The 11,155-nt window shown below is 66.3% G+C and carries 15 protein-coding genes and 2 tRNA genes; 12 read left to right on the forward strand and 5 right to left on the reverse strand.

Annotated features, from left to right (window positions below):
- Window positions 1-91: 91 nt before the first annotated feature.
- A complete protein-coding gene (locus DOL89_RS16380) occupies window positions 92-514 on the reverse strand; it encodes a flagellar basal body rod protein FlgC (RefSeq protein WP_119680120.1) in 423 nt (140 codons plus the stop codon).
- A 137-nt stretch (window positions 515-651) separates the two neighbouring features.
- Here DOL89_RS16380 and DOL89_RS16385 point away from each other — a divergent pair, with 137 nt between their 5' ends.
- Together DOL89_RS16385 and DOL89_RS16390 are read left to right on the forward strand one after the other, a co-directional pair.
- A complete protein-coding gene (locus DOL89_RS16385) occupies window positions 652-1,773 on the forward strand; it encodes a patatin-like phospholipase family protein (RefSeq protein ID WP_119680121.1) in 1,122 nt (373 codons plus the stop codon).
- 52 nt (window positions 1,774-1,825) lie between these two features.
- A complete protein-coding gene (locus DOL89_RS16390; protein ID WP_119680122.1) occupies window positions 1,826-2,062 on the forward strand; it encodes a hypothetical protein in 237 nt (78 codons plus the stop codon).
- Window positions 2,063-2,095: 33 nt separating this feature from the next.
- On the opposite strand, the gene DOL89_RS16395 is transcribed toward DOL89_RS16390, so the two are convergent.
- A tRNA-Arg gene (locus DOL89_RS16395) sits at window positions 2,096-2,172 on the reverse strand.
- 39 nt (window positions 2,173-2,211) lie between these two features.
- Window positions 2,212-2,288: transfer RNA gene (locus DOL89_RS16400), tRNA-Arg, on the reverse strand.
- A 180-nt stretch (window positions 2,289-2,468) separates the two neighbouring features.
- Here DOL89_RS16400 and gpt point away from each other — a divergent pair.
- The 4 genes from gpt (at window position 2,469) to cysK (ending at window position 5,572) form a co-directional block, all read left to right on the forward strand.
- A complete protein-coding gene (gene gpt, locus DOL89_RS16405) occupies window positions 2,469-2,951 on the forward strand; it encodes a xanthine phosphoribosyltransferase (protein WP_119680123.1) in 483 nt (160 codons plus the stop codon).
- A 121-nt stretch (window positions 2,952-3,072) separates the two neighbouring features.
- A complete protein-coding gene (locus tag DOL89_RS24995) occupies window positions 3,073-3,237 on the forward strand; it encodes a hypothetical protein (protein ID WP_162937576.1) in 165 nt (54 codons plus the stop codon).
- Between the two features lie 99 nt (window positions 3,238-3,336).
- Complete coding sequence (hemH, locus tag DOL89_RS16410; RefSeq protein ID WP_119680124.1) at window positions 3,337-4,413, forward strand: ferrochelatase; 1,077 nt, start codon at window positions 3,337-3,339, stop codon at window positions 4,411-4,413.
- A 202-nt stretch (window positions 4,414-4,615) separates the two neighbouring features.
- Window positions 4,616-5,572: a cysteine synthase A gene (cysK, locus tag DOL89_RS16415; RefSeq protein ID WP_119680125.1), complete on the forward strand. Its 957-nt coding sequence runs from the start codon at window positions 4,616-4,618 to the stop codon at window positions 5,570-5,572.
- A 45-nt stretch (window positions 5,573-5,617) separates the two neighbouring features.
- Here the strand turns inward: cysK and DOL89_RS16420 are convergent, their stop codons facing one another.
- Entirely contained in the window at window positions 5,618-5,998 is a 381-nt protein-coding gene (locus tag DOL89_RS16420; protein WP_119680126.1) for a type II toxin-antitoxin system HicB family antitoxin, read from the reverse strand.
- Between the two features lie 54 nt (window positions 5,999-6,052).
- Window positions 6,053-6,241 carry a type II toxin-antitoxin system HicA family toxin gene (locus tag DOL89_RS16425; RefSeq protein ID WP_225889833.1) on the reverse strand — a complete coding sequence of 63 codons (189 nt, stop codon included), beginning with the start codon at window positions 6,239-6,241 and terminating at the stop codon, window positions 6,053-6,055.
- A 253-nt stretch (window positions 6,242-6,494) separates the two neighbouring features.
- Here DOL89_RS16425 and DOL89_RS16430 point away from each other — a divergent pair, with 253 nt between their 5' ends.
- The 6 genes from DOL89_RS16430 (at window position 6,495) to rpsT (ending at window position 10,501) form a co-directional block, all read left to right on the forward strand.
- A complete protein-coding gene (locus DOL89_RS16430) occupies window positions 6,495-7,316 on the forward strand; it encodes a HesA/MoeB/ThiF family protein (RefSeq protein ID WP_119680127.1) in 822 nt (273 codons plus the stop codon).
- A 10-nt stretch (window positions 7,317-7,326) separates the two neighbouring features.
- Entirely contained in the window at window positions 7,327-7,749 is a 423-nt protein-coding gene (locus DOL89_RS16435) for a DsrE/DsrF/DrsH-like family protein (RefSeq protein WP_119680128.1), read from the forward strand.
- Between the two features lie 114 nt (window positions 7,750-7,863).
- Window positions 7,864-8,709: a bifunctional DNA-formamidopyrimidine glycosylase/DNA-(apurinic or apyrimidinic site) lyase gene (mutM, locus tag DOL89_RS16440; protein ID WP_119680129.1), complete on the forward strand. Its 846-nt coding sequence runs from the start codon at window positions 7,864-7,866 to the stop codon at window positions 8,707-8,709.
- Window positions 8,710-8,881: 172 nt separating this feature from the next.
- Window positions 8,882-9,145: a hypothetical protein gene (locus DOL89_RS16445; RefSeq protein WP_162937577.1), complete on the forward strand. Its 264-nt coding sequence runs from the start codon at window positions 8,882-8,884 to the stop codon at window positions 9,143-9,145.
- Window positions 9,146-9,254: 109 nt separating this feature from the next.
- Window positions 9,255-10,031: an enoyl-CoA hydratase gene (locus DOL89_RS16450; RefSeq protein ID WP_119680131.1), complete on the forward strand. Its 777-nt coding sequence runs from the start codon at window positions 9,255-9,257 to the stop codon at window positions 10,029-10,031.
- Between the two features lie 203 nt (window positions 10,032-10,234).
- Window positions 10,235-10,501, forward strand: coding sequence for a 30S ribosomal protein S20 (rpsT, locus tag DOL89_RS16455; protein WP_119680132.1), 267 nt, complete (start codon window positions 10,235-10,237; stop codon window positions 10,499-10,501).
- Window positions 10,502-11,155: the final 654 nt, after the last annotated feature.

The following is an 11,155-nucleotide window of genomic DNA, read 5'->3' on the forward strand; positions in this document are numbered from 1 at the left end:
GAAAGAACGGTGGTGAACTGTGAAATGTTAGATAGGACGAGTGCGGCGGTTACGCAAGCCGGTTGGACGGGGAGCGCGGCAGACTTGCAGGTCAGGCAAGCCGGCCCAGCTCCCGCTCCATCTCATCCTGGGTTTTGATCACGGACAGGGCGGCCTTGTAGGCGGCGCCGGCCGCGATCTGCTCCACCCGCTCTCCCGCCGGATCGACATTGGGGGCGGCGATCATGCCATCCTCATTGGCGAAGGGGCTGTCGGGGGAGAGCTCGGCCACCACGGCCGGGTTGGCAGGACGGGTATAGGCACGGGTCCCCATGCCCTGCCCGTCCGGACCAGCAACGGAATGCTGCACGGTGCGCACCGCCTGATTGGGCTGGGGCGCGCCGGCAGGAATAATTCCGTCCTTGCCGGGCAATGCGCCGGTGCTGCGCATGTTGGCCACATTGGACGCACTGCCCGCCATGCGGGTCTGCGCCGCGAGCGCGCCGGACAGGGCGGTGGTGATGGCGTTGGGCATGGCTCCTCCCGTGCCCATGATTATCCATTCGATCGGGGCGGCGCGCAACTGTCGGCTGGCTGGGGTTTGTGATCGACCACAGCGATGTTATCTTCTCCGCCATGTTGCAGTGCAGCAAAGTTCGCCGGAGTCCACAGATGCACCGCTTGTTCAATCGCCTTCGCCCCAAGCGCCGAAGCGCACCGCCCACACGGACGGCCGGTTCAGCCGTACTGGAACCGAAGGCGCGGGAGCGATCGGCTCCTGTCCAGACCAAGAGCATCGATCTTGCCCTCCAGGGCGGGGGCAGCCATGGCGCTTTCACCTGGGGCGTGCTGGATGCTCTACTGGAAGATGGGCGGCTGGAGTTCGAGGCGATCAGCGGAACCAGTGCGGGGGCCATGAACGCCGTGGTGCTGGCCCATGGCTGGGCCACGAACGGGCGAGAGGGGGCCAGGGCGTCGCTGGCGGAGTTCTGGCACCGCATGGGCGAGCTGGGGCGCAATTCCCCGCTGCAGCGCACCCCGGTTTCCCGTGCGCTGGGGCGCTGGCGGATCAACGACAACCCGTTCTACAGCTTGTTCAACGTGCTGAACCTGTTCAGCAGCCCCTATCAGACCAACCCCTTCGGCCTGCATCCGCTGCGCGGCGTGCTGAACGATGTGGTGGATTTCAAGCGCATCCGCCAGCCGGGCGGAATCAAGCTGTTCCTGTCCGCCACCGATGTGGAGTCGGGCAAGGTACATATCTTCCGCACCCAGGACCTCTGCGCCGATGCCGTGCTGGCCAGCGCCTGCCTGCCCACTTTGTTCCAGGCGGTGGAGTATAGCGGGCGCCATTACTGGGACGGCGGCTATATGGGCAATCCCGCCTTGTGGCCGCTGTTCTATGAAAGCAAGACCCGTGACGTGCTGCTGGTCCAGATCAACCCCATTGAGCGGCCGGGCGTGCCCAAGACCGCGTTCGAGATCATGGACCGGATCAACGAGATCACCTTCAACTCCTCCCTGATGCGGGAGATGCGGGCCGTGCATTTCGTGACCCGCCTCGCCGAAAGCGGCCAGCTGGACCCGGCGCAGTACAAGCACGTCCTGATGCATGCGATATCCGGCCAGGCGGAGATGCGGGAGCTGCATGCCTCCACCAAGCTGTCGGCCGAGCCGGAGTTCCTGACCCATCTCTTCAAGCTGGGCCGCACCGCGGCCGAGTCATGGCTTGAGGGCACCTGGGACAAGGTGGGGGAGCGTACCAGTATCGATATCGCGAAGGACTATATGTGAGGGCTGGGGTCGGCTATATTGCCGGCTTACCCCAGACAGGAATGGCGCATCCATGGTCCAGACCCGCCCGACCGGCAACGGCTTCGGCAACAGCATCGGCGGCACCGCCACCGACGGGCAGCGCAGCGGCCCGGCCGCAGGCATTGCCGCGGTGGAGCGGCTGCCCCCGCGTGGCCGCCCGGGCAACCGCTGGCCGAACCCGCGGGAGCTGGCCGCCCTGATGGTCAACGGCATCCTGCGCCTGCCGGCGCGGTATCGCCGGGGCATGTTCCTGGACGTGCTGTCGTAAGGGAGATCGTAGGGCCGGCCAATTGGCCGGCGGTGGCGCGCCCGAAAGGATTCGAACCTCTGACCCCCAGATTCGTAGTCTGGTGCTCTATCCAGCTGAGCTACGGGCGCAACGCCGTCTATGGCCCTTCCCGCGTCGGCGGAAGGGAATGGCGCGCCCGAAAGGATTCGAACCTCTGACCCCCAGATTCGTAGTCTGGTGCTCTATCCAGCTGAGCTACGGGCGCGCATTTCGCAACCGATCCATCCGCCAAGGCGTGGGGACCGGCTGTCGAGGCCGCTGCTTCTAGCGGAAGCCGTTGGGGATTGCAACGCCTTTCTGACAGCATCCGGTCAGGCGCGCATTGCCCATCACCACCGCTTGGGTTATCAGTGCCCGCCTGTCCCGCCCCGCAGGAGTACCCTGGATGTCCGAGCACGCCGATCCCGCCAAGAACTTCCCCGTCACCTGGGAAGAGCTGCACCGCAATGCCAAGGCGCTGGCCTGGCGCCTGTCGGACAAGGGGCCCTGGACCGGCATCATCGCCATCGCCCGCGGCGGCCTGGTGCCCGCCGCCATCCTGGCGCGCGAGCTGAACATCCGCGTCATCGAGACGGTGTCGATCAAATCCTATGAGCATCAGTCCCAGGGCGAGATCAAGGTGCTGAAGGCCCCGGACGCGGTGCAGGACGAAGGGGCCGGCTGGCTTCTGATCGACGATCTGGTCGATACCGGCAAGACCGCGGCCTTTGTGCGCAAGATCATGCCGAAGGCCCACTTCGCCACCATCTATGCCAAGCCCTCGGGCCGGCCACTGGTGGATACCTTTATCACGGAAGTCAGCCAGGATACCTGGATCCATTTCCCCTGGGATTTGAACCCGATCAGCTACATGCAGATTCCGCGCTGACCTGCTGGAAGCGATGGCAGTATGATCGGCGGTGCCTATCGCCGCCATCGCTTCAACCGATTTCAGTTATCGTTGCCGGTACTCTATCCTGTCCCACCAAGGTGTTGGTGAGAGACGGGTCATGCAGCGCAAGTCGGTACAGAGCTTGATGCGGGAGTTGGAGCGGCACGGCGTCCAGCTCCAGGACGGGCGGTTCCAGTTGAGCGGGGAAGCGCCGGCATCGCTGCTGCTGCGCGCCCACCGCAACCGCCGCGCCCTGCTGGCGGCATCGCGCGGGCGGGATTAGGATCGGGCTGCGACCAACAGGCCTGCCCCCTGTTCAAGGTGGCACGCCGCCCTACCTCTTCGGGCAGTGTCCCGATTGTCCGCGCCCGAAGGTGATTGCATGAGCACCGGCCCCGTCTCCCTCCGCCCCGCTGGCCATCCCCCGGTCCAGAAGCCGCGCATCGGCGTGCTTCTGATGAATCTCGGCACGCCGGAGGGGACGGATTACTGGAACATGCGCCGTTACCTGAAGGAGTTCCTGTCGGACCCGCGGGTGATCGAGGTGCCGAAGGCGGTGTGGTGGCCGGTGCTGAACGGCATCGTCCTGACCTTCCGGCCCAGCAAGAGCGGCCACGCCTACAAGACCATCTGGAACGAGGAGCGGAACGAGAGCCCGCTGAAGACCGTGACCCGCGCCCAGGCAGAAGGTGTTGCCAGGGCGCTGGAGGAGCGGTACGGGGCGGAGATCGTGGTGGACTGGGCCATGCGCTACGGCCACCCTGCCGTCGCCCCCGCCATCCAGCGCATGAAGGACCAGGGCTGCGATCGCATCCTGCTGTTCCCGCTGTACCCGCAATATTCGGCCACCACCACGGCCACGGCCAACGACCAAGCCTTCCGCAAGCTGATGAAGATGCGCTGGCAGCCGGCCGTGCGCACCGTGCCCGCCTATTCGGACGAGCCCGGCTATATCGATGCCCTGGCGCGGTCGGTGACCCGGCATCTGGAGGGGCTGGACTGGACGCCGGACCTTGTGCTGGCCAGCTTCCACGGCCTGCCGAAGCTCTATCTGGACCGGGGCGACCCGTACCATTGCTTCTGCGTCAAGACCGCCCGCCTGCTACGCGAACGGCTCGGCTGGCCGGAGGAGAGGCTGCGCCACAGCTTCCAGTCCCGCTTCGGCAAGGCGGAGTGGCTGAAGCCCTATACCGACAAGACGGTGGAGGAGCTGGCGCGCAGCGGCGTGAAGAAGATCGCCATCATCGCCCCCGGCTTCAGCGCCGACTGCGTGGAAACGCTGGAGGAAATCCAGGGCCAGGTGCGCGACGCCTTCATGGCGGCGGGCGGCGAGAAGTTCACCTACATCCCCTGCCTGAACGACCACCCCGACCACATCGCCTTCCTCACCGGCATGGTGGAGCGGGAGCTGGCCGGTTGGATCGGTGCCGCGCGGAAGGCGGCAGTGGCGGCAGAGTAGGGGGCGGTGCGCCGGCGGGTTCACCCTTCGACAGGCTCAGGGTGAGGGCTGGCTTCGGCCAGGCAATTTGAATGGCGAGGGGCGCCGCCTTCTCGGATGCCGCTGCCCGACCCCCGATTTTCCCCATTGGTCCCGGACCGGATCGGGATTATATCCACCTCCAAAGGGGAATTCCGAAATTCCACATCTTGGGAGGTGTTCTATGGCGTCCGAATTCCGCGGCAAGATCTATGACAGCATCCTGGACACCGTCGGCGCCACGCCGCTGGTGCGGATGAAGCGCTTGGCGGAGCGGCACGGCGTGGTGGCCGACGTGGTCGGCAAGTGCGAGTTCTTCAATCCGCTCTCCTCCGTCAAGGACCGCATCGGCAAGGCCATGATCGAGGCCGCGGAGGCCGATGGCAAGATCACCCCCGGCCGCACCACGCTGGTGGAGCCCACCTCCGGCAATACCGGCATCGCCCTGGCCTTCGTCGCCGCGGCCAAAGGCTACAAGCTGATCCTGACCATGCCGGAGAGCATGTCGATCGAGCGCCGCAAGATGCTGAAGCTGCTGGGGGCGGAGCTGGTGCTGACCCCGGCCGCCAACGGCATGAAGGGCGCCATTGCCAAGGCGGAGGAGCTGGTGGCCTCCACCCCCGACGCCTACATGCTCCAGCAGTTCAAGAACCCCGCCAACCCGGCCATCCACCGCGCCACCACGGCGGAGGAGATCTGGAACGACACCCAGGGGCGGGTCGATGTGCTGGTCAGCGGTGTCGGCACCGGCGGCACGCTGACCGGCGTCGCCGAGGTGATCAAGGCCCGCAAGCCCGATTTCCGCATTGTGGCGGTGGAGCCGGAGGATAGCCCCGTCCTGTCCGGCGGCCTTCCCGGCCCGCACAAGATCCAGGGCATCGGGGCCGGCTTCGTTCCGGACATCCTGGCCAGGGACCGTATCGACGAGGTGCTGACCGTCTCTAACACCCGCGCCTTCGACATGGCGCGCGAGGTGGCGAGCGTGGAAGGCTTGGCGGTCGGCATCAGCTCGGGCGCGGCCATCGCCGCGGCGTTCGAGATCGGCGCCCGGCCGGAGATGGCCGGAAAGCTGATCGTCGCCATCCTCCCCAGCTTCGCCGAACGCTACCTTTCCACCGCCCTGTTCGAGGGGCTGGAGTAAGCGAGGAGGGGCGCAGCGGGTTTCCCTGCTGCGCCCCGTTTCCCTCTATTCCGATGGGCTGGGGGCCGTGTCGGATGTTTCGACAGGCACGACGCCCTGATCCTCCGCCGCCAGCCGGCCGGCAAGCGCCCCCACCACATACTGGTTCAGTGTTTCTCCGCGAGCAGCGGCGGCTTGGGAGACGCGCCGGTGAAGGCCCGGCTCGACCCGCACGAGGAAGCGCCCGGAAAAGGGCTTGTCCGGCGCTATGCCGGTTTCTGCGCAGAATTCCAGATAGTCGTCCACGCTGTCGCGGAACTCTTGCATCAGGCCGGCTGCGCTGTCGGACTGGAAGGTGACCACATCCCGGATTCCGATCACCCGGCCATGAAAGGTCATTGCCTCCTCATCGAAGGTGATGCGCGCCGTATATCCCTTGTACTGCATCGCGGTCGAAGCCTGTCCGGTCCGGCAAGGATGTGGTGGTATCAAAATATGATATCAATGTCGGGTCGGATCGTCGAGGGTGATCCCGGCAGCCGCCAGGAAATCCCGGACGGCGACAACGGCACCTTTGTCCGTTTCCTTCTCCGGATGGGGGCGGTGAAAAATCGCCACAACTCCATTCAGCAGGACGCGCACGCGTGAGCCGCGTCCTTCCGCCACCGTGGCGCCCAGATGCCGGAACATGGCCTCGATGTCGGACTAGGGAATGGTGCCGGAGACCGGGTTGGCATGGAGGCGGCGGAGGGTGCGAAGATGGCGGGAATTCATGAGCATGCCATTGTGATGCACATCCATTCTTGCATGCTCTAGTAGTAAGATCACCTATCTTGTCCATTCATGGCGGTGGCTGCCGCAATGCCATTCATGACTCCTGCACAAATGTGGGTTCAGCGGCCACCCCTTGCGCGGCATCCAGCCCGGCACCATAGTCCCCGCCATGACACAGCCCAGCGCCCCCCTTATCGACCTCACCGACACCCAGGTTGAGCGGTATGCCCGCCATATCATGCTCCGCGAAGTGGGCGGGGAGGGGCAGGGGAAGCTGTTGGGATCATCCGTCCTCATCGTCGGCGCCGGCGGGTTGGGCGCGCCGATGCTGCTCTATCTGGCGGCCGCCGGGGTGGGGCGGATCGGGGTGGTGGATGACGATGTCGTCGACCTCTCCAACCTTCAGCGCCAGGTGGTGCATGAGACGGCCGGCGTGGGCCTGCCCAAGGTGGACAGCGCCGCCGCCCGCATCAAGCGGCTGAACCCCGACGTCAAGGTCATCGCCCACCGCACCCGGCTAGATGCCGGGAACGTGATGGAGATCCTGTCCCACTATGATGTGGTGGCGGACGGGACGGACAATTTCGCGACCCGCTTCCTGCTGAACGATGCCTGCTATTTCGCGGGCAAGACGCTGGTCAGCGCCGCCATGCTGCGCTTCGACGGGCAGTTGTCCACCTTCAAGGCCCATCTCGGCGATCCGCACCCCTGCTACCGCTGCGTCTTCCGGGAGCCGCCGCCGCCCGGCATGATCCCGAGCTGCTCGGAAGGCGGCGTGCTGGGGGCGCTGGCAGGCTCCATGGGCTCCCTCCAGTCGGTGGAGGTGCTGAAGGAGTTGCTGGGGATCGGCGACTCGCTGTCGGGGCGGCTGCTGATGTATTCGGCGCTGGAGACCTCCTTCCGCACGGTGAAGATCCGCAAGGACCCGGACTGCCCGCTCTGCGGGAGCCATCCCGCCTATACCGACCTGTCCCACCACCGCCAGGGCTGAGGAACCGCGAATGCCCGAGGGAAGCCAGGGTCTCGCCATCGTCATCCATGCCGGCGGATACGACCGGGTGCATTACGCCCTGGTTCTGGCCAGCGGGGCTGCGGCCACCGGACGGCCGGTGACTTTGTTCTTCACCGGCCGCGCCCTGCCGGCCCTGATGGACGGGCAGGGCTGGCGGCAGCTGGACCCGGCGGACGACGGGACGCCCGCCGCGGAGCGCGAGGCCGTGCTGGAGGCGCGCCGGGTGGCGACCATGGAGGAGCTGCTGGAGGCCTGCGGCGAACTGGACGTGCGCTTCCTGGCCTGCGAGATGGGCTGGCGGGCGCTGGGCGTGGAGAAGCCCGTGCTGCGCCCCGGCCTTGCGGTGGAGACCGCGGGCGTGGTCACCTTGCTGGGCGGCGTTCCGCCGGGGCATCATCTGGTTTTCGTGTGAGGCGCAGGTCGGACCGAGTCCGGAGGGGCGATGGTCCGACACGGTCTCACCGGTCTTCACCACCGTGTCGGATCGGCGCTGCGCTTGATCCGACCTACGAGGCGCCTGCTTCCCATGCCCGAACTTCCCGAAGTCGAAACCGTCCGGCGGGGTCTTGCCATGCGGCTGGAGGGGCGGGTGCTGAAGGCGGTGCGCCAGTACCGGCCGGACCTGCGCTTTCCCTTCCCGAAGGATTTCGCCGCCCGCCTCACCGGCCGGCGGGTGGCGGCGCTGGACCGGCGGGCCAAATATCTGCTGATCCGGCTGGATGATGGGCAGGTCTGGCTGACCCATCTCGGCATGTCCGGAACCATGATCGTGCGCGAAGGCCCGCCGGCCGATCCCCGCGCCCCGCATGACCATCTGGTGGTGGAGACCGAAGATGGCTGGACCGTCACCTACAACGATGTCCGCCGCTTCGGCTTCATGGACCTGATCCCGGAGGAGGAGCTGGAAGCCCACCCCATGCTGGCCAGCCTGGGGCCGGAGCCGCTGGGCAACAGCTTCAACGCCGAGGCGCTGAGCGCCGCGCTGGAGGGGAAGATCACGCCCATCAAATCGGCCCTGCTGGACCAGACCGTGGTAGCGGGACTCGGCAACATCTATGTCTGCGAGGCGTTGTTCCGCAGCGGCATCAGCCCCAAGCGGCTGGCCCACACGGTGGCGGGGAGGCGGGCGGAAAGGCTGGTGCCCGTGATCCGCGACGTGCTGGCCGAGGCGATCGAGGCGGGCGGCTCCACCCTGCGGGACTTCAAGGCCAGCGATGGCGAGCTGGGATATTTCCAGCACAGCTTCAAGGTCTATGGACGCGAAGGCATGGCCTGCGAGGGCTGCGACTGCGACCTGTCCCGGACGGGCGGCATCCAGCGGATCGTCCAGTCCGGACGGTCCACTTTCTACTGTCCGCGCAAACAGCGGTAAGGTATGAGGCCTCTCCATGGTCAGCAGAGCGCGCCCCAGGGAACGATCCGGTTCGAGTGCCAGACGCCGCGGGCTGGCGGCGCTGATGTGGCTTGGGCTGGCCTGTATGGCGCCGCTCGGCCCTTCCCATGCCGCCGATGAATTCGTCCCCGGGACGGAGGATGTGCCTCTGATGCCCGGACTGACGGCTGGGCAGGACACGGCCATATTGTTCGACCAGCCGGATGGCCGCATCGTGGAGGTGCTGGCCGACGGGACGGCGCCGGCCGCCGCGGTGCGCCGCTTCTATGCCGAATCCCTGCCCCAGCTCGGCTGGACCCCGGACGGCGACGGGGCCTGGCGGCGGGAGAGGGAGCGGCTGGAGCTGCGGGTTGCGGATGCCGGCGGCAGGACGCGGGTGCGTTTCCTGCTGTCGCCGCTGAACCCGCCGCGCTGACGCCGGCCGGAAATCCGGTGCGGAATGGAATCGGCCGCGCGGGCCACCGATGCCGGAACCAACCGGCCCGGCCGCGCAGCCCGCAGGGGCTAGAGAGGGAGAGGAACCGATGTCTTACGAAAACATCCTGGTCGAGACCAACGGCAAGGTCGGGATCGTCCGGCTGAACCGTCCGAAGGCGCTGAACGCGCTGTCCGACGGGCTGGTCACCGATCTGGAAAAGGCGCTGAACGCGTTCGAGGAGGACCCCACGATCAATGTCATCGTGGTAACGGGCAGCGAGCGCGCCTTCGCCGCCGGCGCCGATATCAAGGAGATGGCGGGCTTCGGCTACATGGACGCCTATCTCAAGGATTTCATCACCAAGAAGTGGGGCCGTCTGGCCACCTGCCGCAAGCCCACCATCGCCGCCGTGGCCGGCTATGCGCTGGGCGGGGGCTGCGAGCTGGCGATGATGGCCGACATCATCATCGCCGCCGATACGGCCAAGTTCGGCCAGCCGGAGATCACCATCGGCACCATCCCTGGCTCCGGCGGCACCCAGCGTCTGGTCCGCGCCATCGGCAAGGCCAAGGCTATGGAGATGTGCCTGACCGGCCGCATGATGGATGCGGCGGAGGCGGAGCGTTCCGGGCTGGTGGCCAAGGTGGTGCCTGCCGCCGACCTGATGGACGAGGCCATGAAGACCGCCAACCGGATCGCGGACATGTCCCGTCCGGTCGCCATGATGACCAAGGAAGCGGTGAATCGCGCCTTCGAGAGCAGCCTGGCCGAGGGCATCCTGTTCGAACGCCGCCTGTTCCACAGCACCTTCGCGCTGGAGGACCAGAAGGAGGGCATGGCCGCCTTCGTCGAGAAGCGCCAGCCCAACTTCCAGGACCGGTGAGCAGGGGGGCTATTCAAGTTCCGGGCTTGCCTCGCGCCGCATCCTGCGCCACATCCTCCGTCGCCCGGTCTGCGCCGGGATGATGGAGGATTGCGGCGGGTTGCCCGGACCCGGCTGCATGAGTCTTAAGCTTGACGAGGCAGGCGCACAGGCTTATAAGCGCCGCTTCCAACGGCACCACCCGGTCCGCAAAAGGGTTTCCTATGGCTAATCACAAGTCCGCTGAGAAGCGTATCCGTCAGACCGAGCGCCGCACCGAGGTCAATCGTGCGCGCATCAGCCGTATCCGCACCTTCCTGAAGAAGGTGGAGACGGCCATCGCCAGCGGCGACAAGTCCGCCGCCAACGCCGCGTTCCGCGAGGCTCAGCCGGAGCTGATGCGCGGCGTGAGCAAGGGCGTTCTGCACAAGAACACCGTCTCCCGCAAGCTGTCCCGCCTGTCGGGCCGCATCAAGGCGCTGGGCGCCTGAGCGCCGCGCGGGACCGGGTGTGAGGCGAACCGCGCGGCGTCATGGCCGCGCGGTTTTTCATTTCCGGCCATTCCCCCGCAGGTCCGGATTTGATCGGACCGGATGACACTGTAGCGCCGGATCTTCACCGCCTGTTAATGGCCCTTGAACATGATCCGAGCCGCGGCGGCGCACGAATTTTGCTTTTTAGGCTGTTCCCTTTTCGATCCTGTTGCCAGTGGGGCCAAGCCCGTCTAGCATTCCCGAACGCGCTTTGGCGCCAGGAGCGGGACCAGGAAAGACAAGGGTCGCTCGCCAGACGAACAAGTCTGGAAGGCGGACGGGGAAGATGATGGAAAAGTCTCACCCAAAGATCTGACCTTCCGGATTGGTTCCATCTCTTTGAATGTTCAAGCTGTCGACGGGCAATTCATTTGGGTTGCCTGCGGGTGGGTCGTGCCTTTTTCAGGCATCGGTTCTGATCAACAGCGTGGCAATAGGTGACTTGTTGTGACGGGGATGCATCACCGGAACGATGATGATCTGGGGGGCGGTCCTGATCCCGCCATGCGGCGTTGGGACAGAGTAGGGTCGAGCCGGCCGCCGGAAGGCGGAGGCGGCCTCCAGGGGCAAGCGGTGACGATCCGGGCAGCGGGTGGCGGGAGCGCAGGGGTA

The sequence above is a fragment of the Indioceanicola profundi genome (assembly GCF_003568845.1).
Classification (GTDB): domain Bacteria; phylum Pseudomonadota; class Alphaproteobacteria; order Azospirillales; family Azospirillaceae; genus Indioceanicola; species Indioceanicola profundi.